The organism is Clostridium carboxidivorans P7 (assembly GCF_001038625.1).
Lineage (GTDB): Bacteria > Bacillota > Clostridia > Clostridiales > Clostridiaceae > Clostridium_AM > Clostridium_AM carboxidivorans.
In genome coordinates, this window is the sequence record NZ_CP011803.1 from 125335 (window position 1) to 150923 (window position 25589).

Genomic DNA, 25589 nt, shown 5'->3' on the forward strand with positions numbered 1-25589 from the left:
TCATAAATGGAACACTTAAAAATAGATGGGCAATGCTTTTATAATATGGTTGTGAATGGGAGCAACTCCCTAGAAGAAAATAAGGAGTATGTAAATTCTTTGAATGTTTTCCCAGTTCCAGATGGCGATACAGGAACTAATATGTCTATGACATTTAGAACAGCTGTATCAGAAATACAAGGTATGCAAAATAAATCAGTAGGAGAAATTGTAAAAAAATTATCCAAAGGTGCACTTATGGGTGCAAGAGGTAATTCTGGTGTAATACTTTCACAAATATTTAGGGGAATCGCAAAATCATTAGAAACAAAAGAATATGTTAATTCTAAAGAATTTGCGGAAAGCTTAATGGAAGGGTCAAAGGCTGCTTATAAAGCTGTTATGAGACCTACAGAAGGTACTATACTTACTATCATAAGAGCAGCCGGCGAAAGCGCGGTTAAATGTGAGAGTGACGATATAGCAGTAATGTTAGAAGAAGTTTGTGACTACAGCAAATCAATGCTTAATAAAACTCCTGAAATGCTTCCAGTGCTTAAAAAAGCTAAGGTAGTTGATGCTGGCGGTATGGGACTTCTTATAATACTTCAAGGAATGTATGAAGTTGTAAAGAATAATATGGAGTCAATAGAAATTAAATCTCCTAAAAAAGTTGAAGTGCCATCGGTAATTCAAAACTTAGAAGAACATGATATAAAGTTTGGATATTGTACTGAATTTTTTATACGTTCAAACAATGTTGAAATTGATGATTTTAAACATACCATAGAAAAAATTGGTGATTCTATGGTAATAGTTAATGATGAAGATATAGTAAAGGTTCATATTCATACAAATGATCCAGGGAAGGTATTGTCAGAAGCCGTTAAGCTTGGAGAACTTTCTAAAATAAAGATTGATAATATGAGAGAGCAGCATAGAAATGTATTAGATATACATAATGAAGCCTCTATTGAAAAGGATGAAGAACAGGAAAATATTCAGTTAAAGAAGTATGCTTTTGTATCAGTTGCCATGGGAGAAGGAATAAAAAATATATTTGAGGATCTGGGAGTAGATTTTGTTATAGAAGGCGGCCAAACTATGAATCCAAGTACTCAAGATATATTAGAATGTATAAATAAAATAAATGCAGAAAATATTCTGGTTTTCCCAAATAATAAAAATATAATCATGGCAGCTAATCAGGCAGCAGAAATTTCTGATAAAAATGTAAAGGTAGTAGAAACTAAAACTATACCTCAGGGAATTACAGCTATAACATCATTTAATCAAGAATTAGAACTTGATGAAAATATAAAAGCTATGGAAGAAGGTATAAATAAGGTAACTACAGGTTCTGTGACTTATGCCGTGAGAGATACTGAAATAGATGGTAAAGTCATTAAAGAAGGAGATATTCTAGGTATTGTAGAAGGAAAAATAGAGGAAATAGGAAATGATATGTTTAACATATGCAATAATATTGTTTCCAGTATGGTGAAGGATGACAGTGAGTTAATAACTGTTTTTTGTGGAAAGGATTGCGAAAAAGATAAAGTAGATGAATTTTCAAGTAAACTTCAAGAAAAATATAAAGATATAGATGTACAATTTTACGATGGAAATCAGCCATTATACTACTTTATTGTATCTGTGGAATAAAATCTTAAATAAAAAAAGCCTTTAGGCTTTTTTTATTTGTAGATAAGCAAGTGTTTGGTAAGTTTTATTATGAGTTTTAAAAGTGGGTGGTTTTGTGGATGTATATAGTGACATAAGCAGCATAAAGGGAGTTGGACCTAAAACAGCAGACAATTTAAGAAAATGTGGTATATTCAATGTTATGGATTTACTTTTATATTTTCCAAGAGATTATGAAAGTATATCTTCTTGTGGAAATATAAATGGAGAAAAAACTAATAATAAAGTGATAATAAATTGCAAAACCATTAGAATTGAGAGAGATATAAGAACTAAAACAGGAAAAACATTAACAACTATAGTTTTTCATGATGGGAACAATATTTTAAAGGGAAAATGGTTTAATCAGCCTTATATAAAAAATAGCTTTAGAATAGGTAACATATATACTTTGATGGGAAAAATAGAAGAATTTAGAGGAGAAATGTTTATTGCTAATCCTAAATTGTTGAAAAACAATCAAAATATTTCAAAAGTAGAGGAAAAGATAATACCAAAATATCCTTTAAAATCTGGAATAACTAACAATTTAGTAATTAAGTTAGTAAATATAATATTAGAAGATGTAGTAATAGTAGAAAATCTACCTGATTATATAATAAATAAATATAAATTATGTGATCTAGATAAAGCTATAAGAGTTATACATAATCCTATAAATTTAGCTGAGTTAGACGAAGCTACTAAAAGACTTAAGTTTCAGGAATTATTTACGTATTCATTAAAAATATTGATGCTTAAAAATTATTTTAATGAAAATAAAAAAGGTATAGCATTTAGTATAGCAAAAGAACTAAATGCTTTAAAGGATAGGATTCCTTACCAGTTGACTAAGGCTCAAAATAGGGTAATAAGAGAAATATTAATAGATGAAAAAAAATCGTGTCCTATGAATAGGTTGGTTCAAGGTGATGTAGGAAGTGGTAAAACTATTGTAGCATTAATATCTATATTTAATGTTATAAAAAATGGGTATCAAGCTGTAATGATGGCACCTACGGAAATATTAGCCACTCAACACTATGATGAAGCATTAAAATTATTTGAAGGCTTTGGTATAAATATAAAATTACTTTGCGGGAGTGTATCACAAAAAAACAAGCAGGAAATAAAAAAAGAATTAGCCAGTGGAGAAATAGATTTAATAATAGGTACACATGCTTTGATTGAAGATGATGTGGAATTTAAAAATTTGGGAATGGTAGTTACAGATGAACAGCATAGATTTGGAGTAATGCAGAGAAGCAGGTTGACTAATAAAGGAGCAAATGTAGATACTATTGTTATGACAGCTACTCCTATACCTAGAACTTTAAGCCTTTATCTTTATGGCGATTTAAATGTATCAATTATTGATGAACTACCTCCAGGACGTCAAAAAATAGAAACTCAATATATTAAACAAGATTTCAAATATAAAGCTTATAATTTTGCCTTAGATGAAATAAGAAAAGGACGACAAGTATATATAGTTTGTCCACTAGTTGAAGAGAATGAAGAATTAAAATTAAGTTCTGTGGAAAACTTATACACGGAATTGAAAGAGGAGTATTTTAAGGACATAAGTGTGGAAATTCTACATGGTAAAATGTCTCCAAAACTCAAGGAAAAAATAATGAATGAGTTTAAGGAAGGAAAAACAAAGGTTATTGTTTCTACTACAGTTATAGAAGTGGGAATTAATGTTCCTAATGCTACTCTTATGATAATAGAAAATGCAGAAAGATTTGGATTAGCACAGCTCCACCAATTAAGAGGAAGAGTGGGAAGAGGAAAGCATAAATCCTACTGTATACTTATTGCAGATATTAAAAATGATATTATAAGAAAAAGAATGGAAATTATGAAAAGCAGTAATGATGGATTCTTTATTGCTGAACAAGATTTAAAAATTAGAGGAGCAGGAGAGATATTTGGTTTTAGGCAGCATGGCGAAAATGGACTCATACTGGCAGATGTAGTTCAGGATATAAATTTATTGAAATTAGCAAATGCAGAAGCTAAAAGACTTACAGAAAGTAAGGATGACAAAGATATAAATATTAAAAATGGAATTTATGATAAAATTGGTAAAAGTACAAAATATATTTGTTTTAATTAATTTTATATTTTCTATTAATTTAACAAAAAATAAGTATTTTGAGAATTCAAATTGTATTTCTGATAACGGAAATAAATTTTGTATAATGAAAGCATATATGTTAAAATATTATAGAAAAATATATAATTTTTAAACATCGTGCTAATTACAAGGAGGAAAAATTATGAGAATTATTGCAGGTCTTGCAAAGGGAAGAAAAATTATGTCACCAATTGGTATGGATACCACGAGACCTACTTTAGATAGAGTAAAAGAAGCTATGTTTAACATAATACAAAATAAAACTTATGGTTCAATAGCTTTGGATGTGTTTTCTGGAACAGGAAGTTTAGGATTAGAAGCTGCTAGCAGAGGAGCTAAACAATGTTATTTGGTTGACAGAAGTCCTGAAACTTATTCTTTTTTAGTTAAAAATGTAGAAAATCTAAAATTTCAACAAATTTGTAAGTGTATTAATATGGATTCATACAAGGCGCTAGAAGAATTTGCTAGGAAAAAAATAGTTTTTGATTTGATCTTTATAGATCCACCTTACATGAAAGATATGATTCCACCTGCAGTTGAAATTATAGAAAAAGAAGGATTGTTGAATAAAGATGGACTTATAGTAACTAAAATTGATACTAGAGAAGAATTATATCAGGGAACAGATAAAATAATTCTTGTTGATTATAGAAAGTACGGTAAAACAACAGTTTGTTTCTATAGGTACAGGGAGGATTAATTATTATGAGAACAGCAGTATACCCCGGAAGTTTTGATCCTATAACTAATGGTCATTTAGACATAATAAAAAGATCTTCAAAGGTTTTTGATGAATTAGTTGTTGGAGTATTAGTAAATCCACAAAAAAAAGGACTTTTTGATATAGAAGAAAGAGTTGAATTAATTAAGAAAGCGGTTAAAGATATACCAAATGTAAAGGTTGAAAGTTTCAGTGGATTACTAATTAATTTTTTGAGACAAAAACATGCTAAGGTAATAGTTAAGGGGCTTAGAGCAGTTTCAGACTTTGAATATGAATTTCAAATGTCACTTATGAATAGTAAACTGGATCCTAATATAGAAACAGTATTTATGATGGCTAGTGCAGGAAATTCTTTTTTAAGTTCTTCATCAGTCAAGCAAGTAGCTATGTTTGGTGGATGTATTCAAGGATTAGTACCAGATAGTGTAATGCCAGCTGTAATTAATAAGATAAAAAACCTTTAGGGGGAAAAGATTTTATGGATGTTATTAAATTACTAGAATATCTTAATGAAATTATAGAAACATCTGCAAAAGTTCCTATGACAGGGAAAGTTATAGTACACAAGAAAGAAACTTTGGAAATAATAGAAAAAATAATTAATTATCTTCCAGATGAATTGAAAAAAGCCCAGTGGATAGTTGAAGAAAAAGAGAGAATATTAAGTGAGGCTATTGAAGAAGCTGAAAATTTAAAAAGGGAAAATATTAATTTTTTAAAGAAGCAAATAGAAAATCATGATATAACAAGACAAGCAAAAGTAAAAGCAGAGGCTATTGTAGCTTCTGCTGAAAGAAGTGCTAAATCTATAAGATTAGGAGCCAGGGACTATGCAGATGAAATTTTAAATCAGTTAGACAATGAAATAGCTAATAAAAGTAAAACTATGATGATAAACTTAAAAAAGCAAATGCAAGATTTTGTAGTTGATTTAGAATCTAGCATTGATTTAAATTCTGATACAATAAGAGAAAATATTAAAGAACTAAGGGATATGAAATAGTTTCTTGATCTTAAAAGTAATCCAAGGTAGAATTATTAAAAAAATAATTGTTATTATAAAAGTATATTCAAGTGAATAAGTACTTATATAATTTATATTGAAGCTTTGTTTTGACTGATTGAAATACATAAGTTTATAAAGAATTATGCTTATTATAGAGCAACTTATACCTTGTAGTATCTTTCTGAAAGCATATTTTTTCATGGAAATATTAAATTTATAAGTGAAAGAGTAAACTTGTGAGATAATGGATAATCCGCTAAAGGTAAAAAGAAAACTTACTAGTGCTATTTTTAATAATATGGATGAATTTGATGCTGAAACTAAATTGCATCCATTAGTCATTTCTATTATTCCTAGCAGGAACCCCTGTAATATGTCTTGAGGAGTATTAAGTAATAGAGAAAGCTTATGTGAAAAACTGTTAAATAAATAATTGTTTTTAACAATGTTATTTACTACAGAAAAAAGAGTAACAAATCCGCCTATAGATAGGCAGGTTTTAATGGAATTTTCGATACTGGATTTAAGAACATTACCAATGTTTGAATTTGAGTAAGTGTGAGTTCCCTTAAAGCCATTTTTTTGTCCATAAATATCTGCAGGAAGAAAAAAACCCATAGCTATACATGAAAGAGCATTTGATAATAATAATATATATCCTATTTTAGAGTCTTTTAACATAGATATGCCTACAGATCCAAGTACAAATAGGGGACTTGCATTTGAAGCTATATTTAATAATCTTTCACAGGTTTTTAAATTTATTATGTTCTTTTCATATAAATCACAAGCATATTTTGCGCCTAAAGGATATCCACAAAGTAAACTTATCATTAATACAAAACTGCAGCTTTTTGGCAGCCTTAATGGCCTACATAAAGCATTGCCAAGGATTTTAGAATATATGTAGATGCCATCGTAAGCCATTATTACATTTGATACTATCAAAAAAGAAAATAGCGAAGGAAATACTTTATAGAAAAAAAGTAAAGCTCCAGATACTGCTCCATCTATACAAAGTTTAGGAGAAGCTATTATTTCTAGTATAATCAAAGAACAAACAATGGTTACAAAAAGATTTTTATTCTTCAGTAAAACAGCTAATAATATAATTATAAGTATTATCAATATGTATAATATAATTTTCAATCTTAACCACCAACCTTACATAAATCCATGATGTGGAAAAATTCCACAAACATTGCTAAGTTTAACTTGCTATATAATTATATTTGCAAATTTTACTAGTTATTCTAGTTTTATATAAGATGATATTAATTTGATGGTTTTAAATTTATGCTATAAAAATTACTTAATTATTATTGGGCTAGTTAAATAATCTGCATTAGGACTTATACCGTTATTTAATAGGCTGTAGACCCTAGTACCATGTATATCTAAGCTTAAAGTAGGAATTGAATCTTTGGGAAGCTTTGTATATATAGGTATAGTTGAGTTTTCCTTTATTGCTTTTAAAACTTTTGATCCTGTGGAATTAAAACCAAGAATTCTAGCATATGGACAAGGCTCCTTTCTTAAAGTTACAGTATCCCAATTTTCAAGTCCTAGAAAAAATTGACATAAAATTCTGTTTATACGAGTATAAGTATATCTTTTAGTTTTGGAATGTGATATTAGCTCGTTAAAATTTTCAGTATTTTCTAAGGCTTTGAATATTCTATTTTCAATACCTTCAGATACGTCTGGAAGTTTTGTTATAGAATCTTTATATAAAGTATATTTGTATTTTATGTAAGGGAACATTTCATCTTCAAAAGTAAAATGATAATTGTTTCTATTTAAATTTAGTAATAATTTATATACATTTTGTGGAATATAGTTTGTTAAAATATCAATATTTTTGTTATTATTCATATATTTTCTTATAGAAGAGGCACTGGAAAATTGTTCGTTAAAAACAGTGCTGTTATAGTTTCCACCTTCTCTTTTTATAGTAACAGGTAAAATGTTGCTATTTAATTTGACTAATTTTTTACAATATTCTAAACCTAAAATATTATTGGAGGAATTTAAAATTTCCTCAATATTTTCAAAATGTAATGATTTACTACTATTAACTTTCAAAAATTTTAATAATGCTTTACTTCTTGCAAGTGGATAGGAAAAACCTTCATTGAGTTCATCCTTGAGAAATTTTTTAAAATTCATAGGCTCTTCAGACAGTATTTTTGATATATATAATAAAGTTTCAATATCTCCACATTCACTTCCAAAACATATATTGTTTATCACTCCTAAATTATTCAAAAGGCTTATGGACCCGCCAGCGAAAAATTCAGCAGAAGATACGCTATAAACTAAAGGAAGTTCTATAACTAAATCAACTCCATTCATCAATGCCATTCTAGCTCTGGTCCATTTATCGACTATAGCAGGAAGTCCTCTTTGAACAAAGTTGCCGCTCATTACTGCAACAATAGCATCACAATTAGTTAGTGATTTGGATTTTTTTATATGGTGCAAATGTCCATTGTGAAAAGGATTATATTCAACTATAATTCCTGTAACTTTCATATTTTGCCCTCCAATTTTTTATGTAAGGTCTAATTTAATTATTATAATTTTCTTAATTATAAAATACTTATGTTTTTATAGATTATGTAAAATTAAATATTAATAATTATAATTTATTTATGAGTAATTTATGTAATATTAAGTATAACATTTTACATAAATTAATAAACAAATGTTATAAAAAATATTGTAAATTTTACGTTTTATAGAATTTTTTTTAGAAAAAATTAAAAATATAAGTTTTTTTTATTGAAAAATATATAAGAAAAGGATTATAGTATATAGTGTGTATACTTTTATTTAATTCTATATATTTGAAGGGAGCAATAAAAAAATGAAATTAATGGATGAGATTTGGAAAAAGGCAAAAGCTAATAAAAAAACAATTGTTTTGCCAGAAGGTGAAGAAGAAAGAACACTTAAAGCAAGTGCAAAAATAGCAGAAGAAGGACTTGCAAATTTAGTTCTTGTAGGAAATGAAAAAGTAATAAAAGAAAAAGCTGCAAGTCTTGGAGTTAGTTTAGAAGGAGTAAAGGTAGTAGATCCTGAAACTTCAGAGAATACTGCAAAATATGCTAATGGATTTTATGAATTAAGAAAGAAAAAGGGAATGACTCCAGAAAAAGCAGACAAAATAGTAAGAGATCCTCTATATTATGGAACAATGATGGTAAAATTAGGGGATGGAGATGGAATGGTTTCAGGAGCTATCCATACTACTGGTGACCTTTTAAGACCAGGACTTCAAATAATTAAAACTGCTCCTGGAGTATCAGTAGTTTCAAGTACGTTTATTATGAATATACCAAATTGTGAATATGGAAAAGATGGAATGCTTCTTTTTGCTGATTGTGCGGTTAATCCATGTCCAACTGCAGAAGAATTAGCTTCAATTGCTGTAAGTACAGCAGAAACTGCAAAAAATCTTTGTGGAATGGATCCAAAAGTTGCAATGTTATCATTCTCAACTATGGGAAGTGCTAGCCATGAATTAGTTGACAAAGTAACAAAGGCTACTGAACTTGCAAAATCAATGAGACCAGATTTAGATATAGATGGAGAATTACAACTTGATGCTGCTATAGTTCAAAAAGTAGCTGATTTAAAAGCTCCAAATAGTAAAATAGCAGGAAAGGCAAATGTATTAGTATTCCCAGATATTCAAGCTGGAAATATAGGATATAAACTAGTTCAAAGATTTGCTAAGGCAGAAGCTGTAGGACCAGTTTGTCAAGGATTTGCTAAACCAATCAATGATTTATCAAGAGGATGTAGTGCTGAAGATATAGTTAATGTTGTTGCTATAACTGCAGTTCAAGCACAAGCACAAGAAAACTAAAAGGAGAGATTGAGAAATGAAAGTATTAGTAATAAATTGCGGAAGTTCATCCTTAAAGTACCAATTAATTAACATGGAAGATGAAAAAGTACTAGCAAAAGGATTAGTTGAAAGAATAGGAATAGAAGGTTCAATATTAACTCAAAAAGTTAATGGAGAAAAGTACATTATTGAACAACCAATGAAGGATCATAAAGTTGCAATAAAATTAGTATTGGATGCTTTAGTTGATAAAGAACATGGAGTAATCAGTAACATGTCAGAAATATCAGCAGTAGGTCACAGAGTTGTTCATGGCGGAGAAAAATATGCAGAATCAGTGCTTATAAATGAAGATGTTATGAAAGCTTTAGAAGAATGCGTTAAATTAGCACCACTTCATAACCCACCAAACATAATAGGAATTAATGCTTGTAAAGAATTAATGCCAAACACTCCAATGGTTGGTGTATTTGATACAGCATTCCACCAAACTTTACCAGATTATGCATTCACATATGCACTACCATATGAACTTTATACTAACAATGGTGTAAGAAAATATGGATTCCACGGAACTTCTCATAGATTTGTATCAGCAGAAGCTGCAAAAATGATGGGTAAAGATGCAAAAGATTTAAAAATAATAACTTGTCATTTAGGAAATGGTGCTAGCCTTTGTGCTGTAGATGGAGGAAAGGCTGTAGATACTACAATGGGATTTACACCACTTGCAGGACTTGTTATGGGAACTAGATGTGGAGATGTGGACCCTTCAATACTACCTTTCTTAATGAAAGAATTAAATTTAAATGTGGATGAAATTAATGATTTAATAAATAAAAAATCAGGTGTATTTGGTGTATCAGGAGTAAGCAGTGACTTTAGAGATATTGAGAATGCAGCTAAAGAAGGAAATAAGAGAGCAGAACTTGCACTAAATGTATTTAATTATAGAGTAAGAACTTCTATAGGTTCTTATGCAGCTGCTCTAAATGGAGTAGATGCTATAGTATTTACAGCAGGTCTTGGTGAAAATTCAGGTGTAAATAGAGAAAATATCTGTAATGGATTAACTTATTTAGGAATTAAAATAGATGCAGAAAAGAATGCTCAAAGAGGAGAAGCAATGGAAATAAGTACTCCAGATTCAAAAGTTAAAGTATTTGTAATTCCAACAGATGAAGAACTTATGATAGCTAGAGATACAAAAAACATTGTAGCATCTGGTAAATAAGGAAAATCATAATTAAACAAGCAACAATAAATAATTCTTGACTTTTAATGCTCATCTTTATATAATAAATGTGGCTAATATGTAGAGGTGAGCATTATGAAATTAGATGTGTCAGATTTATTAAAAAGAGAAAAGGCCACAAAAGAGCTTCATCTTGAAATTCAGGAAGAAAGTTTTCATGATGGTAGAGAAACTATAAAATTTCTACAGCCAATTAAATTAAATGGAACACTAGATAAGATTGGTGATATGCTTACTTTAAATGGCACTATAAGCACCATGTTAGAGCTAACTTGTTCAAGGTGTCTTGAAAAATTTAGTTATGCTGTAGATATTACCATTGAAGAACAATTTACCAATAATGATGGAGCAAGTAGAGATGGCGATGTCATCTTTATTGATAGTGATACAATAGATATCACAGAAGTAATAGAAAACAATATAATTGTAGAGATGCCAATTAAAAGGCTTTGTAGAGAAGATTGCAAAGGATTATGTCATAAATGTGGTACTAATCTGAATTTTGCTACATGCCAATGCGAAGATGATAATATTGACCCAAGATTGGCAAAATTGAAAGACATGTTTTCGACTGATTAAGGAGGTGTTTTACTGTGGGAAATCCAGCGAGAAGATTTTCAAAAGGAAGAAGAGATAGAAGAAGAGCACAAACTTTCAAATTAAGTTTACCAGGAATAGTTGAATGTCCTCAGTGTCATGAAATGAAACTTGCTCATAGAGTGTGCAAGAGTTGTGGATATTATAATGGCAAAGAAGTTGTTTCAACAGAAAAATAACAAAAGAGAAAGTCATAGGACTTTCTTTTTTTTGACAATAATTAGTAAATGTTAGGGTTTATCAGCAGTTGCATAAAAAGGAAGTGAGAATATGATTATTGCAATAGATGGTATGGGAGGAGATTTTGCACCAGCCGCTGTGGTAGATGGATGTGTTCAAGCTGTAAAAGAGTACGATGTAAATATAATTATTACAGGTAAGAAAGAACTTATTGAAGAGGAATTGAATAAGTATAAATATCCTAAGGATAAAATTGAAATACTTAATGCTGAAGAGATAATAAGTACAAATGAAGCTCCAGTTATGGCTGTTAGAAAGAAAAAGGACTCCAGTTTAGTTAGGGCTTTTGAATTAGTAAAGGAAGGAAAAGCTCAAGGCGTTGTTTCAGCAGGAAGTACAGGTGCGATAATGACGGCAGCTACACTTATAGCAGGAAGAATTAAAGGAATAGATAGAGTAACTTTGGCGCCTATTATTCCAGGCAAAAATGGAGCTTTTATGGTAACAGACGTAGGAGCTAATGTTGATTGTAAACCTCAATATTTAATTCAATTTGCTTTAATGGGGAAAATATACTTTGAAAATATTTTGAAGATTAATAATCCAAGTGTAGGATTAGTAAATATAGGAGTGGAAGAAGAAAAGGGAAATGAACTTACTAAAAGTACTTATCAAATGTTTAAACTTAAATCAGATGAGTTCAATTTTGTAGGTAATGTGGAACCAAGAGATGTATCTAATGGTGATGTAAATATTTTAGTTTGTGATGGATTTGTAGGAAATACCATACTGAAAATGTATGAAGGGGTATCAATGAATTTGTTTAGCATGATTAAAGAAGAAATCATGAAATCATTTACAACAAAAATAGGTGCAGCACTGTTAAAACCTGTATTTAAAGGGTTAAAGAAAAAAATGGATTATTCCGAATATGGAGGATCTGTATTTTTAGGCTCAAAAGCAATTTGCATAAAGGCTCATGGCAGTTCAGATAGTAAAGCTTTCAAAAATGCAATAAAACAAGCTTATAATTGTTATGAAAATGCAATTGTGGATAAGATAAAAACTCAATTGGAAAAGTTAGCAGAAGAAAATAAATAATATATTTTTTAAATAATATAAATTTAATGAATTAATATAAAATAATTTAACATAATAAATTTTAGCAGTATTTATATTGACGGTGAAGTAGTTATGTAATATTATTTATGTATAAAGCTTTTAGGAGGTGACAATTATGTTTGAAAAAATTCAAAATTTAATTTCAGAGCAGCTTGGTATAAGCGCAGAAGAAGTAACTATGGAAGCATCATTTATTGATGATTTAGGTGCTGATTCACTTGATGTTGTTGAATTAATAATGGCTTTGGAAACAGAGTTTGATTTAGAAATACCTGATGAAGATGCTGAAAAAATAACTACTGTTGGTGACGTAGTTGAGTACATAAAAAATCATACTGAAGAGTAGAATTAAAGTCCCGCTATATACGGGACTTTAAATCTGTAAAATTGTAGTTTATTCTTGAGTTTACTTAAGTAAATAGCAACCTGAAGAATAAACTTCAGAAGGAGTTAAAACAATGCTTGTAAATGAATATGTAATAAATAAAAATGACACATTTGTAGAATTAGAACAAAAATTAGACGTATGTTTTGAAGATAAAGAATTATTAAAAATAGCATTAACACATAGTTCTTATGCAAATGGAAAGAAAAATATTAAGTTTAATGAGAGATTAGAATTTTTAGGAGATTCTGTACTTCAGATTTCTATATCTGAATATTTATTTTTAAATTATTCGAAAAAAACTGAAGGAGAACTTACTAAGAGAAGAGCACTTATTGTGTGTGAAAATTCTCTTTATGAAATAGCAAAGAAGTGGGATCTTGGAAAATACATAAGAATGAGTAAGGGCGAAGAGCTTACAGGTGGAAGAGAAAGGGTATCAATATTAGCAGATTGTGTAGAAGCTATAATAGCAGCTATTTATATTGATGCTGGCTTTGAAAAGGCAAAGGGATTTGTACTTACTAATTTTAAGGATACCATAGAGAAGGCAATAAAGAATAAAATAATATTAGATTATAAAACAAAGCTTCAAGAGGTAATGCAAAAAAATGGTGATGTAGACATACAATATGATCTAATGAAATATGAGGGACCTCCTCACAGAAGAAAATTCTATACACAGGTATCTGTAAATAATAAAGTTTTAGGCAATGGTACAGGTTATAGTAAAAAGGAATCTGAACAAAGCGCAGCAAAAAAAGCACTAAAGGGGTTGGAGAAGAATAATGGGTAAAAATCATTACATAATACCTATATTTGTACCTCATGAAGGTTGTCCACACAACTGTGTATTTTGCAATCAAAATACTATAACAGGAAGCAGCGGGAAAATAGATGCTGAATTTACTAGAAATACTATAGAAGAATATTTAAAAACTATAAAAAGGGAAAATTCAATAGTTGAGGTTTCTTTTTTTGGGGGTACATTTACAGCCATAAGTATGGAAAAGCAGAAGGAATTTTTAGCTGTAGCAAAAGAATATAAAGAAAAAGGATTTATAGATCTTATACACTTATCTACAAGACCTGATTATATAGATGATGAGATACTTACAAACCTTAAAAATTATTCTGTAGATGTAATAGAACTTGGTGTTCAATCCTTAGATGAGGAAGTGCTTTTAAAATCTGGAAGAGGACATTCACCAGAAGATGTAGTTAAAGCATCAAACCTTATTAAGGAATATGGATTTGTATTAGGACATCAAATTATGTTAGGTTTACCAGGTGATACTTTTGAAAAAGATATAGAAACTACTAAAAAATCTATACTTATGAAACCAGATATATATAGAATATATCCTGCACTAGTTATTAAGGATACACCTATGGAAAAAATGTATAAGAGTGGTATGTATAAGCCTTATGATTTATATGAAGCAGTAGAAATATCAAAAGTAATATATTGTATGCTTACTTCCAATAATATAAATGTTATAAGAATTGGACTTCAGCCAACAGAGGAAATAAATGAGGGAAAAGAGATTGTAGCAGGTCCTTTTCATGCTGCATTTAGAGAATTGATGGAAGGAAGTTTATATAATCAGTGCATACTAGAAGAGATAGATAAAGCTAAAGAAGAAAAGATTACGATTAAAGTTAATAGTAGAGATTTATCAAAAATATATGCAAATAAAAAAAAGTTTTTTCAAGACATTAAACAACAATTAATTACAACAAATATTCAAGTAAAACAGGATAATTGTGTGCAAAGAGGAAGTCTACTTTTTGTATATAGCGAAAAAAGTAAAAATGTATCAATTTTTGAATATATGAGGAAAAAGTATAAAGAAGGAAAATACAGGATTTTATAGAATTATATCCTTATAAATATATGCATATTTGTAGGGAGGAATTAAATTATGGAAGTATTAAAAGTATCAGCTCAATCTCAACCAAAATCTGTAGCAGGGGCATTGGCAGCAGTGCTTAGAGGAAATATTTCGGCAGAAGTTCAGGCTGTTGGAGCAGGAGCAGTTAATCAAGCTATAAAGGCTATTGCAATTACACGGGGATTTGTAGCACCAAATGGTATTGATTTGGTAGTTGTTCCAGCTTTCTCTGAAATAAAAATAGAAGGTGAAGAAAGAACTGCCATAAAATTTATAGTTGAACAGAGATAACCTAATTAATAAAAAGCCCTGTGTTAAACAGGGCTTTTATTTTTGCATTGATATTTTGATTCATATATTATAAACTATATTTTGTACTAAATATAAAAGTAAACTTAAATATTTCATTAATCTGTATAATGTCCTTCAAAAGATAAAGTATTAAAAAAGTTAATGATTTGTATGAAAATTTAAAAATTAAGAGAGGTGTTTTCTTATGAAAAAAGAGAAAAGAGAAAAAATGACTAAAATATTTGTAGTTTTGGTAGTAGTTATATTTGTGGTTAGCATAATTCCGCAGCTGTTTGGAAGATAAGGAGATACCTTATGTTTTTAAAGTCTATGGAGATAAGAGGATTTAAATCCTTTGCAGATAAAACAGAACTGGTATTTAAAAATGGAATTATGGGTATAGTAGGACCTAATGGCAGTGGTAAGAGTAATATTTCTGACGCAGTAAGATGGGTTCTTGGAGAACAAAGTGTAAAGAGTTTGAGAGGCGGCAAAATGGAAGATGTTATTTTTGCTGGTACTCAATTTAGAAAACCTGTAGGGTTGTGCCAGGTATCTTTAACACTGGATAATGAAGACAAAAAGCTTCCACTGGATTATGCATATATCACCATATCCAGAAGATTGTACCGTTCAGGAGAAAGTGAGTATTATATAAATAATACTCAGTGTAGATTGAAAGATATTCAACAATTATTTATGGATACAGGAATAGGAAAAGAAGGATATTCTATAATAGGTCAAGGTAAAATTGAGGCAGTATTAAGTGGTAAGCCGGAGGAAAGAAGAAGCCTTTTAGAGGAAGCAGCTGGTATAGTAAAGTTTAAGTGGAGAAAAGAGGATGCACAGAAGAAATTAGAAAATACTGAAAGCAACCTTGTAAGAATAGATGATATTTTAGAAACTTATAGTGAAAGACTAGAACCTCTAAGAATTGAGAATGAAAAGGCTAAGGAATTTATAAAGTTATCTGAAGAACTTAAAATTAAGGAAATAAATATTGCTGCTCACTCTATTGAAAAGGTTCAATGTAAATTGAGTGAAATAGAAAATACCATAAATAATATGAATGTAGATAATGAAGAGTTAAATAGAAGATGCAATGAAGCAAAGAAGTCCATTGGAAAATGGAATGAGCAAATTCAAGCAATAAATTTAAAAAGTGAAGATTGTAAAAGTGAATACTATAATAGTAAATCTAAAAAGCAAAATATAGAATCACAAACTTCTTTGCTGCACGAAAGATTAGAAAATTTGTCTCAGCTCATAGAAAAAAATTTCAAGGAACTTGAAATTGTAAAGAATAAGATATTGAATATGAATAAAATAGAGAATGAGGAAATTACAGAATTAGAATCTTTAAAAGCTGAGCAGAAAAATTTAAATAATGAAATAAATAATTATGAAAAGTTTATAGAAAAAGTAAATTTATCTATTTATGATAAAAATGATTTAGTTAAGAAATTAAAAGATGATCAAATAGAATATTTAAGCAGTATTGCTAATTCTAAAAATAGTTTGATCATGATAAAAAATGATTTGGATGAAACAAAAAAGAAAATACAAGAATTAAAGGATTCTTGTAATAGTTATGTGCATTCTATTACTATAAATCAAGGTACAAAAGAAACATTAGTATCTGAAATTGAAACAGTGAAAAGTAAGATAGAGGAATTTGAAAATAATATTAAATCTAATAAACAGCAAATTAATAAAATCAATAATAATTTGGGTAATAAAGATAGGGAATTTAAAGAATTAAATGTTTTGCACAATAAGCTAGAGGCTAATTGCCACATGCTTATTAATTTGGAAAAGCAGTATGAAGGATATAATAGAGCTGTAAAAAACCTTATGCAAGATGTAATAAAGGGTAAGGTAGCAGTGGAAAAGGATAGCTGTTCTGTATTGGGAGAAGTAATAGATGTAAAAAAAGAATTTGAAACAGCTATAGAAATAGCATTAGGAGGAACTATTTCTGATGTTATAACTAGAAATGAAGAGATTGCTAAGAAGCTTATAAAACATTTAAAAGATAATAATATGGGAAGAGCTACCTTTTTACCTTTAAATATAGTTAAAGGCAAAAAGGTAGCTTATGAAGATAGAGTATCCCAAGTTGATGGATACATAGGAATAGCAAGTAAGCTTATACAGTATGATAAAGTTTTTACTAATGCTATAGAGTATGTAATTGGCAGAACTATAATTTGTAGAGATATGGATAGTGCTCTTAAAATTGCTAAGGAGGTTGGCTATAGCCTCAAAATAGTTACACTTGCAGGAGAAGTAGTGAATCCAGGAGGAGCTCTTACTGGAGGAAGCATTTATCATAAGAGTGTTAGTATCATGGGAAGAAAAAGAGAAATAGAAGAGACTAAAATAAAAATACAAAGTACTGAAGAAAAAATAAATTTGTTAAGTGATGAAATACAAGGCTTAAGAACCACTTTAAAAAGTTTAGATGAGCAAAATTTAAATTTAAAAGATGCAGTTTATCATGAAAACATTGAAATAACAAGAATAAAAGGAAAAATAAGTACTATAGATAGTGAAAGCTTAAAAATTAAAGAAAATCTCAAGGTATCAAATAATGAAATAGAATTGCTAAATAAAAAAGCAAACAATATGATGAAAGAGATTGAGGAAAAACAAGAAAACTTAAAAGTGTTATCTGAAAAGCAGTTAAAAAATGATGATTCTATTATTGAAATGGAAGAGAAACTTAAAGATAAAAATAAAGAAGTTCAAGTTACCAAGGAAAAACTTGTTGGTCTTAAAATAAAAAAGGCTAGAGTAGATGAAAATACTGCTAATAGAACTAATACATTGCAAAAGTTAAGTGAAGACTTAGAGGAATTAAAGCAAAAGAGAATTCACATAGAAGAAGAAATTAAAGATTCAAATGAAAATGTATTTAAGTGTAAAAGTGAAATTGATTCCAATGGAAAAGAGATAAGCAAGATTAGTGAGTATATATTAAAAAAAGAAGAAGATATTAAAGAGCTAGAAGTGGAATTGATTGAAGCAAAGGAAAAATTAAAAATAAGCAATGAAAAAATGGAAAGTATTAATTTGTTAATTGGCAAAAAGGAAGATGAATTACATAGGATGGAAGTTTCTTCGGCAAAGCTTACTACAGAAAAAGAGGTGCTTTACAAAAAACTTAATGAAGAACTTCAAATTACATATGCAGAAGCATTAGAATATAAAGCAGAGATAAAGGATATAGATGCTTATAAAAAAGATATTTTAACCTTAAAAAATAGTATAAGTTCCTTAGGTATAATTAATTTAGGTGCAATAGAAGAATTTAAGGAATTAACTGAAAAAGTAAATTTTATGACTACTCAAAGAAATGATTTAATAAATGCAAAAGATGAATTAGTAAGTTTAATAAATGAAATGACGGATAAAATGAAAGTAGTGTTTAATGAGAATTTTAATAAATTAAGACATAATTTCAATGAAACTTTTATAGAGCTTTTTAAAGGTGGAAATGCAGATTTGGTTTTATCAAATGGAGATGAATTAACAGGAAATATAGAAATAACAGTTCAACCTCCAGGTAAAAAACTTCAAAACATAAATCTTATGTCTGGAGGAGAAAAAGGACTATCCGCTATAGCATTACTTTTTGCTATTTTAAAGATGAAGCCTACACCTTTTTGCATACTGGATGAAATAGAAGCGGCTCTAGATGATGCAAATGTTTCTAGATATGCTGAATTCTTAAAAAAGTTTTCTGGAAGTACACAGTTTATTGTTATAACTCACAGAAAAGGAACTATGGAAGCTAGTGATGCATTATATGGAGTTACTATGGAGGAAAAAGGAATATCTAAAGTGGTTTCCGTAGATTTAGAGAAAGAAGCATCTTAAATAACTTATAATTCATATAGGAGGAGTACAAATGTTTGGAGGATTTTTTGACAAACTAAAGAAGGGTCTTACAAAGACTAAGGATAATTTTACTGAAAAGATAACAGATATGTTAAGTGGTGCTATGACCATTGATGACGATTTGTATGAAGAGCTAGAAGAAATATTGATAACAGCAGATATAGGGGTAGACACTACACTTTATATAATAGAAAAGCTGAAAGAAAAGATAAGAGAAAAGAAGATAAAGGACCCTAGCCTAGTTAGTGATTGTTTAAAAGAGGTTATAGTAGATATACTTGGAGAAGAAAGCTCTACTATAAAACCTAATAAAACTCCAGAAGTGATATTGGTTATAGGGGTAAATGGAGTAGGTAAAACTACATCTATAGGTAAAATATCAGCTAAGTTAAAGAATGATGGATATAAAGTATTAATGGCAGCAGCAGATACTTTTAGAGCAGCAGCTATTGATCAACTTGAAGTATGGAGCAGCAGGGCAGCAGTAGATATTATAAAGCATCAAGAAGGATCGGATCCTGCAGCGGTTGTATTTGATGCAGTACAGGCTGCTAAGGCTAGAAAAACTGATGTACTTATATGTGATACAGCTGGAAGGTTACATAATAAGAAAAATTTAATGGATGAGCTTGGAAAAATTAATAGGGTAATAGATAGAGAATTTAATGAAGCGGAAAGAGAAACTCTTTTAGTACTAGATGCTACTACAGGACAAAATGCAGTAGAACAAGCAAAACAATTTATGGAAGTTTGTCCTATAGGCGGAATTATTTTAACTAAATTAGATGGAACTGCCAAGGGAGGAATAGTTATTTCAATAAAACATAGTTTAAACATACCTGTAAAGCTTGTTGGTGTAGGTGAAGGTATAGATGATTTGCAAGAATTTAATCCAAAAGAATTTGTAGAAGCATTATTTTAAAATGTGTTAAGTAAAAATACTTGACAGGTCATTAAATTTTTGATAAGATAAACATCGTTGAGTTAATAATAAATCGAGGAAGTGAATTTGCAATTAAAAATTGCAGTATATATCATGGAAGAAAGAGTTAAGCTTTCTATACTATTAGATTTATATGGTGAACTTTTGACTGAAAAACAAAAAGATGTTATGGATCTTTATTATAATGATGATTTATCTTTATCAGAAATATCAGAGCTTACAAATACTAGCAGACAGGCAGTTCATGATATTATAAAAAGATGCCATAAGCTTTTAGTTCAGTATGAAGAAAAATTAGATTTAATGAATATAAAATTTAAAATGAAGCAATTTAAGGAATGCCTTTTACAGGATATAAATGATTTGTTAATACAAGATAAAGTCAATTTAGAAAAATTAGAAAAAATGAAAGAATATATAATAGATAATATTTAGGAGGAATAGCTCATGGCTTTTGAAGGATTGGCTTCTAAGCTTCAGGAAACCCTAAAAAAACTTAGAGGTAAAGGTAAACTTTCTGAAAAAGATATAAAAGATGCTATGCGAGAAGTAAAACTTGCACTTTTAGAAGCAGATGTTAATTATAAAGTTGTAAAAGATTTTATTAAAAAAGTTAGTGAAAAGTGTCTTGGAGAAGAAGTCCTAAAAAGTCTAACTCCAGCACAACAGGTTGTTAAAATAGTTAATGATGAGCTCTCAAACTTAATGGGCAGCACTGAAAGTGGAGTGCAATTTTCCTCTAGTGGGTTAACAATGATAATGTTAGTAGGATTGCAAGGTGCAGGAAAAACTACTATGGCCGGTAAACTTGCACTTCAATTTAGAAAGAAAAATAAAAAACCACTTCTTGCAGCCTGTGATATATATAGACCTGCAGCTATAAAGCAGCTTCAGGTAGTTGGAAAACAAATAGATGTGCCGGTATTTGCTATGGGGGATAAGGTTAGTCCTGTAGATATATCAAAAGGTGCTATAGAATATGCAAAAAATAATGGATTGAATGTAGTTATAATAGATACTGCAGGTAGACTTCATATAGATGAAGAGCTTATGAATGAGCTCAAAGATGTAAAAGAAAATGTAAAGCCAGATGAGATATTATTAGTAGTAGATGCTATGACAGGTCAAGATGCAGTTAATGTGGCTAATAGCTTTAATGATCAGCTAGATATAAGTGGTGTAATACTTACAAAACTAGATGGTGATACGAGAGGTGGAGCAGCTCTCTCTATAAAAGCTATGACAGATAAACCTATAAAATTTGTAGGTTTAGGAGAGAAAATGAGTGATTTTGAAGTATTCCATCCAGATAGAATGGCTTCAAGAATACTTGGAATGGGTGATGTACTTTCTCTTATAGAAAAAGCTAAACAATCTATAGATGAAGAAGAAGCAAAAAAAATAGGAAGCCGTATGATGAGTCAGGAATTTAACTTAGAAGATTTCTTATCATCTATGAAGCAAATAAAAAAGATGGGGCCAATGAATAAATTATTAGAGATGGTTCCAGGATTAAATACTAAAGAATTACAAGGCGTAGATTTAAGTGGCAGCGAGAAAGAAATGGCAAAAATAGAAGCTATCATAAGTTCTATGACTGTAAAGGAAAGAAGAAATCCTTCATTAGTGAGTGGCTCACCATCAAGAAAGAAGAGAATTTCACAGGGGTCAGGTACTACAGTACAGCAGGTTAACAAAATTCTCAAGGATTTTGAAAATATGAAGAAGATGATGAAGCAAATGAAGGGAATGCAAAAATCTTTCGGCAAAAAGGGAATGCTTGGTAAATTACCTTTTAATGGTTTTAAATAGATTGTATATATTTTTTAAAGGAGGTGATACTAATGGCAGTAAAGATGAGATTAAAAAGAATGGGTGCTAAAAAGTCTCCATTTTATAGAATAGTTGTAGCAGATTCAAGATCTCCAAGAGATGGTAGATTTATAGAAGAATTAGGTTATTATAACCCATTAACTGAACCAGCTACTATAAAGTTTAATGAAGAAAAAACTATTCAATGGGTAAAGAATGGTGCTCAACCAACAGAAGTAGTTAAAAGACTTTTTGCAAAAACTGGATTAAATGAAAAACTTGCAAAATAGTGTTACTGGGGGTGTAATATTATGAAAGAATTAGTTCAAATTATAGCTAAATCATTAGTTGATAACCCAGATGAGGTTCAAGTTAATGAAGTTGCAGGTGAACAATCTATTATTCTTGAACTAAAAGTTGCACCAGATGATATGGGAAAAGTAATAGGAAAACAGGGTAGAATAGCTAAGGCTATAAGAACTGTTGTAAAAGCAGCAGCTATAAAAGAAAATAAAAGGGTTGTTGTTGAAATAATTTAAGAGTTAGGTGCACCTAACTCTTTTATTATATATAATTAAGGTGAATTTTCATTAATTAATTTAAGAAATTAGGAGGATTTATTCATATGAAGCAGTTTGTAACTGTAGGACAAATAATAAATACTCATGGTATTAAAGGAGAATTAAAAATATATCCTTTAACAGATGATTTAAGAAGGTTTAGAAAACTTCAAAAGGTTTATGTAGAAGGTGTAGAAAAAAATGTAGTTTGGTGTAAACTCCAAACTGATAAAGTTATATTGAAAATTGAGGGTATTGATTCCGTAGAAGAGGCTATGAAATATAAGGAAAAATACTTAGATGTATCTAGAGAAGATGCAGTTAAATTACCAGAAGGCAGCTATTTTATTGCAGATATAATTGGATGCAGTGTAGTAGGCGAAAATGGGGCTGAATATGGTAAGATAGCAGATGTGATTAAAACTGGTAGTAATGATGTATATTGGATAAAGGAAGGAAAAGAACTTTTAATTCCAGCTTTAAAGGATATTGTCATTGATATGGATATAGAAAATAAAAGAATTGTAATAAAGCCGGTGGAAACATGGCAGTAAAAATAGATATTTTAACACTTTTTCCTGAAATGTTTGATATATTTAATTACAGTATAATAGGAAAAGCTAAAGAAAAGGGTATTGTAAATATAAATACAGTTGACATAAGAGATTATACATTAGATAAGCATAAGAAAGTTGATGATTATCCCTATGGTGGTGGAGCAGGTATGGTCATGGCTGCACAACCTATAGTAGATTCCATCAAGAAAGTAAAAGAAAGTAATAAAGGAAAAGTAATATTTTTAGGTCCAAGAGGAAATAAATTTAATCAGGAGACTGCAAAAAAGCTTTCTAAAGAAAAGGAATTAATTTTTCTCTGTGGTCATTATGAAGGTATAGATGAAAGAGCATATAAATATATAGATATGGAAATATCTTTGGGAGATTTTGTACTCACAGGTGGAGAAATGGCCTGTATACCTGTAATTGATAGTATATGTAGAATGATTGATGGAGTTTTAAAGACTAGTGAAAGTTACACGGATGAGTCTTTTTATAATGGTGTATTAGAGTACCCACAATATACTAGACCAGAGTATTTTCAGGGAGAAAGGGTACCTGAAGTTTTAATTTCAGGACATCATGAAAATATAAGAAAATGGAGAAGATTACAATCTTTAAAAATAACTAGAGATAGAAGAATAGATTTATTTCAAAAGTTAAATTTATCTGATGAGGATAAAAAACTTTTAAAAGAGCTCTAGAAAAAATAGAATTTTATATTGAAAAATTTGTACACATATGATAAAATGAATTTTGTGCTACACAGGCGCTCCGCTGTCTGCTTACATAGCTGGGCATGAACGTCGAATAAATTTTAGGAGGTAATGCACAATGTTAGATATAATAAAACAAATAGAAGCAGAACAAATAAGAACTGATTTACCAGCATTTAATGTAGGTGATACAGTAAAGGTTCACGTAAGAATCAAAGAAGGTAACAGAGAAAGAATCCAAGTTTTTGAAGGAACAGTTTTAAAAAGACAAAATGGTGGATTAAGAGAAACTTTTACAGTAAGAAGAGTAGCTTACAATGTTGGAGTTGAAAGAACATTCCCTGTTAATGCTCCTATCATTGAGAAAATAGAAGTAGTAAGAAGAGGTAAAGTAAGAAGAGCTAAATTATTCTACTTAAGAGATAGAGTTGGTAAAGCTGCAAAAGTAAAAGAAATAAGATAAGTAAATTTGTAAGTATTACATAAGTTAGTTATCTGGTATAAGAAATACTATGTTGAAAATGGGGCTTAATTAAGTCCCTTTTTTGCATATTGGGGTGGTGTGAAAATTTTGGTAAAAGAGTTAATAGAACTTGGTAAGTCAGTAATCATAGCTATAATAGCAGCGTTTCTAATAATAACATTTGTGTTTGAGACTGTAAGTGTTGATGGTCATTCTATGGATCCAACTTTAGCTAACAAAGATAGGTTAATAGTAGAAAAAGTAACATATTACTTTAGTAAACCAAAGCCTGGAGATATAGTTGTAATAAAATATCCAGCAGATCCAAAAGAAAAATTTATAAAGAGAGTAATAGGTATAGCTGGAGATAGAGTAAAAATAGAAAATAGTAAGGTTTATATAAATGATAAGCCTCAAGATGAAAAATATATACTTGAACAAAATATGCGCGATTTTAGTGAAGTAACAGTTCCAGATGGCACTATATTTGTATTAGGTGATAATAGAAACAATAGTAGAGATAGTAGATATTCAGATGTAGGGTTTGTAAAATATAATATGGTGGTAGGAAGAGCAGCACTGAGAATTTACCCATTTAGTAAATTCGGGAGTTTGTACAAATCAAAATAGGTGAATTTACACATAAGAAAGGATAAGATAAAATATGGCTATAAATTGGTTTCCAGGTCATATGGCCAAAACTAGAAGAGAGATAAAAGAAAACTTAAAATTAGTAGATGCTATAATAGAGATCAGAGATGCAAGAATAGTAAGGTCTAGTAAAAATCCAGATATAGATGATCTATGTGGTAATAAGCCTAGAATAATACTGCTAAATAAAAGTGATTTAAGTGAAGATAAAGTAACTAAGGAATGGATAAAAACACTTTCTAAAGACAATATAAGAGTTCTGACAGTAAATTGTATTACAGGTGAAGGATTAAAAAGTATTAAAGCAGTAGTAAATGAACTTTTACAAGAGAAACATGAGAGAAAGAAAGCAAAGGGTATTGTGAATATAACTGATAGAGTTATGGTAGTAGGAATACCTAATGTAGGGAAATCATCTTTTATAAATAAAGTTGCTAAAAGCAGCATAGCCAAAACTGGAGATAGGCCTGGTGTTACTAGAAGCAGGCAGTGGATAAAGACTAAAATAGGTATTGAGCTTATGGATACTCCAGGAATTTTATGGCCTAAGCTTGAAAGTGAGGAAACTCAACTGAATCTTGCATTTACAGGAGCAATAAAAGATGAAGTAATGGATATTGAAGAATTAGCATTAAAGCTTGTAGAAAGGCTTCAAGATAAATATCCACAGAAGTTAATGGAAAGATATAAGCTTAAAGAATTAAGTGAAACACCATTGGACAATATGGATAACATAGGAAGAAAAAGAGGAGCTGTAATAGCTAGAGGTGAAATAGATTATAATAGAGTGGCAGTACTGCTTTTAGATGAATTTAGAGGTGGAAAAATAGGGCGTATTTCTCTTGAAACACCCTAAAAATGCTAA

Annotated in this window: 28 protein-coding genes; 26 read left to right on the top strand and 2 right to left on the bottom strand. The window is 29.6% G+C overall.

Annotation, left to right across the window (positions count from 1 at the left end; translation table 11 throughout):
- Positions 1-6: 6 nt before the first annotated feature.
- The 5 genes from Ccar_RS00655 (at position 7) to Ccar_RS00675 (ending at position 5535) form a co-directional block, all read left to right on the top strand.
- Positions 7-1644 carry a DAK2 domain-containing protein gene (locus Ccar_RS00655; protein ID WP_007061455.1) on the top strand — a complete coding sequence of 546 codons (1638 nt, stop codon included), beginning with the start codon at positions 7-9 and terminating at the stop codon, positions 1642-1644.
- 94 nt (positions 1645-1738) lie between these two features.
- Positions 1739-3784 (top strand): ATP-dependent DNA helicase RecG, encoded by a 2046-nt coding sequence (gene recG, locus Ccar_RS00660; protein WP_007064504.1) that lies wholly within the window; start codon positions 1739-1741, stop codon positions 3782-3784.
- Between the two features lie 163 nt (positions 3785-3947).
- Positions 3948-4508, top strand: coding sequence for a 16S rRNA (guanine(966)-N(2))-methyltransferase RsmD (rsmD, locus tag Ccar_RS00665; RefSeq protein WP_007060122.1), 561 nt, complete (start codon positions 3948-3950; stop codon positions 4506-4508).
- A 5-nt stretch (positions 4509-4513) separates the two neighbouring features.
- The gene (gene coaD, locus Ccar_RS00670) at positions 4514-4996 is read left to right on the top strand and encodes a pantetheine-phosphate adenylyltransferase (protein WP_007060121.1); all 483 of its coding nucleotides are present in this window, start codon (positions 4514-4516) and stop codon (positions 4994-4996) included.
- Between the two features lie 14 nt (positions 4997-5010).
- On the top strand, positions 5011-5535 hold the full coding sequence (locus tag Ccar_RS00675) for a hypothetical protein (RefSeq protein WP_007060120.1): 525 nt from the start codon (positions 5011-5013) through the stop codon (positions 5533-5535).
- Here the strand turns inward: Ccar_RS00675 and ylbJ are convergent.
- Together ylbJ and Ccar_RS00685 are read right to left on the bottom strand one after the other, a co-directional pair.
- On the bottom strand, positions 5518-6687 hold the full coding sequence (gene ylbJ / locus Ccar_RS00680) for a sporulation integral membrane protein YlbJ (protein WP_007060119.1): 1170 nt from the start codon (positions 6685-6687) through the stop codon (positions 5518-5520). The two genes, Ccar_RS00675 and ylbJ, sit on opposite strands and share 18 nt — an antisense overlap.
- A 159-nt stretch (positions 6688-6846) precedes the next feature.
- The gene (locus Ccar_RS00685; protein ID WP_007060118.1) at positions 6847-8073 is read right to left on the bottom strand and encodes a nucleotidyltransferase; all 1227 of its coding nucleotides are present in this window, start codon (positions 8071-8073) and stop codon (positions 6847-6849) included.
- A gap of 334 nt (positions 8074-8407) precedes the next feature.
- Between Ccar_RS00685 and pta the strand changes: the two genes are divergently transcribed.
- The 21 genes from pta (at position 8408) to ylqF (ending at position 25580) form a co-directional block, all read left to right on the top strand.
- Positions 8408-9412: a phosphate acetyltransferase gene (gene pta, locus Ccar_RS00690; RefSeq protein WP_007060117.1), complete on the top strand. Its 1005-nt coding sequence runs from the start codon at positions 8408-8410 to the stop codon at positions 9410-9412.
- A gap of 16 nt (positions 9413-9428) precedes the next feature.
- A complete protein-coding gene (locus tag Ccar_RS00695) occupies positions 9429-10628 on the top strand; it encodes an acetate/propionate family kinase (RefSeq protein ID WP_007060116.1) in 1200 nt (399 codons plus the stop codon).
- Positions 10629-10724: 96 nt separating this feature from the next.
- Positions 10725-11228, top strand: a complete 504-nt coding sequence (locus Ccar_RS00700) for a YceD family protein (RefSeq protein ID WP_007060115.1) — start codon at positions 10725-10727, stop codon at positions 11226-11228.
- A 14-nt stretch (positions 11229-11242) separates the two neighbouring features.
- The gene (gene rpmF / locus Ccar_RS00705) at positions 11243-11425 is read left to right on the top strand and encodes a 50S ribosomal protein L32 (RefSeq protein ID WP_007060114.1); all 183 of its coding nucleotides are present in this window, start codon (positions 11243-11245) and stop codon (positions 11423-11425) included.
- Positions 11426-11516: 91 nt separating this feature from the next.
- Complete coding sequence (plsX, locus tag Ccar_RS00710) at positions 11517-12527, top strand: phosphate acyltransferase PlsX (protein WP_007064503.1); 1011 nt, start codon at positions 11517-11519, stop codon at positions 12525-12527.
- Between the two features lie 133 nt (positions 12528-12660).
- Complete coding sequence (acpP, locus tag Ccar_RS00715) at positions 12661-12894, top strand: acyl carrier protein (RefSeq protein WP_029161473.1); 234 nt, start codon at positions 12661-12663, stop codon at positions 12892-12894.
- Between the two features lie 133 nt (positions 12895-13027).
- Entirely contained in the window at positions 13028-13729 is a 702-nt protein-coding gene (gene rnc, locus Ccar_RS00720; RefSeq protein ID WP_034825815.1) for a ribonuclease III, read from the top strand.
- Positions 13722-14810 carry an elongator complex protein 3 gene (locus Ccar_RS00725; RefSeq protein ID WP_007060108.1) on the top strand — a complete coding sequence of 363 codons (1089 nt, stop codon included), beginning with the start codon at positions 13722-13724 and terminating at the stop codon, positions 14808-14810. Before rnc ends, Ccar_RS00725 begins: the two co-directional genes overlap by 8 nt.
- Positions 14811-14858: 48 nt before the next feature.
- A complete protein-coding gene (locus Ccar_RS00730) occupies positions 14859-15119 on the top strand; it encodes a stage V sporulation protein S (protein WP_007060107.1) in 261 nt (86 codons plus the stop codon).
- A gap of 205 nt (positions 15120-15324) precedes the next feature.
- Entirely contained in the window at positions 15325-15423 is a 99-nt protein-coding gene (locus Ccar_RS26600; RefSeq protein ID WP_007060106.1) for a hypothetical protein, read from the top strand.
- Positions 15424-15434: 11 nt separating this feature from the next.
- Positions 15435-19001, top strand: a complete 3567-nt coding sequence (gene smc, locus Ccar_RS00735; protein WP_007060105.1) for a chromosome segregation protein SMC — start codon at positions 15435-15437, stop codon at positions 18999-19001.
- 31 nt (positions 19002-19032) lie between these two features.
- Positions 19033-19944 (top strand): signal recognition particle-docking protein FtsY, encoded by a 912-nt coding sequence (ftsY, locus tag Ccar_RS00740; protein ID WP_007060104.1) that lies wholly within the window; start codon positions 19033-19035, stop codon positions 19942-19944.
- Between the two features lie 114 nt (positions 19945-20058).
- Positions 20059-20400, top strand: coding sequence for a putative DNA-binding protein (locus Ccar_RS00745; RefSeq protein WP_034825813.1), 342 nt, complete (start codon positions 20059-20061; stop codon positions 20398-20400).
- Between the two features lie 12 nt (positions 20401-20412).
- A complete protein-coding gene (gene ffh / locus Ccar_RS00750) occupies positions 20413-21777 on the top strand; it encodes a signal recognition particle protein (protein ID WP_007060102.1) in 1365 nt (454 codons plus the stop codon).
- Positions 21778-21809: 32 nt separating this feature from the next.
- Positions 21810-22067, top strand: a complete 258-nt coding sequence (gene rpsP, locus Ccar_RS00755; RefSeq protein ID WP_007060101.1) for a 30S ribosomal protein S16 — start codon at positions 21810-21812, stop codon at positions 22065-22067.
- Between the two features lie 21 nt (positions 22068-22088).
- Complete coding sequence (locus Ccar_RS00760; protein WP_007060100.1) at positions 22089-22316, top strand: KH domain-containing protein; 228 nt, start codon at positions 22089-22091, stop codon at positions 22314-22316.
- A gap of 86 nt (positions 22317-22402) precedes the next feature.
- Positions 22403-22891, top strand: coding sequence for a ribosome maturation factor RimM (gene rimM / locus Ccar_RS00765; protein ID WP_007060099.1), 489 nt, complete (start codon positions 22403-22405; stop codon positions 22889-22891).
- The gene (gene trmD, locus Ccar_RS00770) at positions 22882-23598 is read left to right on the top strand and encodes a tRNA (guanosine(37)-N1)-methyltransferase TrmD (RefSeq protein ID WP_007060098.1); all 717 of its coding nucleotides are present in this window, start codon (positions 22882-22884) and stop codon (positions 23596-23598) included. The genes rimM and trmD overlap by 10 nt, the downstream gene beginning before the upstream one ends.
- Before the next feature lie 130 nt (positions 23599-23728).
- Positions 23729-24073, top strand: coding sequence for a 50S ribosomal protein L19 (gene rplS / locus Ccar_RS00775; protein ID WP_007060097.1), 345 nt, complete (start codon positions 23729-23731; stop codon positions 24071-24073).
- Between the two features lie 108 nt (positions 24074-24181).
- Positions 24182-24703, top strand: a complete 522-nt coding sequence (lepB, locus tag Ccar_RS00780) for a signal peptidase I (protein WP_007060096.1) — start codon at positions 24182-24184, stop codon at positions 24701-24703.
- A 34-nt stretch (positions 24704-24737) separates the two neighbouring features.
- The gene (ylqF, locus tag Ccar_RS00785) at positions 24738-25580 is read left to right on the top strand and encodes a ribosome biogenesis GTPase YlqF (protein ID WP_007060095.1); all 843 of its coding nucleotides are present in this window, start codon (positions 24738-24740) and stop codon (positions 25578-25580) included.
- Positions 25581-25589: the final 9 nt, after the last annotated feature.

Excerpts from the sequence above, each read along its gene's own strand:
- Ccar_RS00655 (WP_007061455.1), top strand. The coding sequence starts at position 7 with ATGGAACACTTAAAAATAGATGGGCAATGCTTTTATAATATGGTTGTG.
- rsmD (WP_007060122.1), top strand. The coding sequence starts at position 3,948 with ATGAGAATTATTGCAGGTCTTGCAAAGGGAAGAAAAATTATGTCACCA.
- coaD (WP_007060121.1), top strand. The coding sequence starts at position 4,514 with ATGAGAACAGCAGTATACCCCGGAAGTTTTGATCCTATAACTAATGGT.
- Ccar_RS00675 (WP_007060120.1), top strand. The coding sequence starts at position 5,011 with ATGGATGTTATTAAATTACTAGAATATCTTAATGAAATTATAGAAACA.
- Ccar_RS00685 (WP_007060118.1), bottom strand. The coding sequence starts at position 8,073 with ATGAAAGTTACAGGAATTATAGTTGAATATAATCCTTTTCACAATGGA.
- pta (WP_007060117.1), top strand. The coding sequence starts at position 8,408 with ATGAAATTAATGGATGAGATTTGGAAAAAGGCAAAAGCTAATAAAAAA.
- Ccar_RS00695 (WP_007060116.1), top strand. The coding sequence starts at position 9,429 with ATGAAAGTATTAGTAATAAATTGCGGAAGTTCATCCTTAAAGTACCAA.
- Ccar_RS00700 (WP_007060115.1), top strand. The coding sequence starts at position 10,725 with ATGAAATTAGATGTGTCAGATTTATTAAAAAGAGAAAAGGCCACAAAA.
- plsX (WP_007064503.1), top strand. The coding sequence starts at position 11,517 with ATGATTATTGCAATAGATGGTATGGGAGGAGATTTTGCACCAGCCGCT.
- Ccar_RS00725 (WP_007060108.1), top strand. The coding sequence starts at position 13,722 with ATGGGTAAAAATCATTACATAATACCTATATTTGTACCTCATGAAGGT.
- Ccar_RS00730 (WP_007060107.1), top strand. The coding sequence starts at position 14,859 with ATGGAAGTATTAAAAGTATCAGCTCAATCTCAACCAAAATCTGTAGCA.
- Ccar_RS26600 (WP_007060106.1), top strand. The coding sequence starts at position 15,325 with ATGAAAAAAGAGAAAAGAGAAAAAATGACTAAAATATTTGTAGTTTTG.
- smc (WP_007060105.1), top strand. The coding sequence starts at position 15,435 with ATGTTTTTAAAGTCTATGGAGATAAGAGGATTTAAATCCTTTGCAGAT.
- ftsY (WP_007060104.1), top strand. The coding sequence starts at position 19,033 with ATGTTTGGAGGATTTTTTGACAAACTAAAGAAGGGTCTTACAAAGACT.
- Ccar_RS00745 (WP_034825813.1), top strand. The coding sequence starts at position 20,059 with ATGGAAGAAAGAGTTAAGCTTTCTATACTATTAGATTTATATGGTGAA.
- ffh (WP_007060102.1), top strand. The coding sequence starts at position 20,413 with ATGGCTTTTGAAGGATTGGCTTCTAAGCTTCAGGAAACCCTAAAAAAA.
- rpsP (WP_007060101.1), top strand. The coding sequence starts at position 21,810 with ATGGCAGTAAAGATGAGATTAAAAAGAATGGGTGCTAAAAAGTCTCCA.
- Ccar_RS00760 (WP_007060100.1), top strand. The coding sequence starts at position 22,089 with ATGAAAGAATTAGTTCAAATTATAGCTAAATCATTAGTTGATAACCCA.
- rimM (WP_007060099.1), top strand. The coding sequence starts at position 22,403 with ATGAAGCAGTTTGTAACTGTAGGACAAATAATAAATACTCATGGTATT.
- trmD (WP_007060098.1), top strand. The coding sequence starts at position 22,882 with ATGGCAGTAAAAATAGATATTTTAACACTTTTTCCTGAAATGTTTGAT.
- rplS (WP_007060097.1), top strand. The coding sequence starts at position 23,729 with ATGTTAGATATAATAAAACAAATAGAAGCAGAACAAATAAGAACTGAT.
- ylqF (WP_007060095.1), top strand. The coding sequence starts at position 24,738 with ATGGCTATAAATTGGTTTCCAGGTCATATGGCCAAAACTAGAAGAGAG.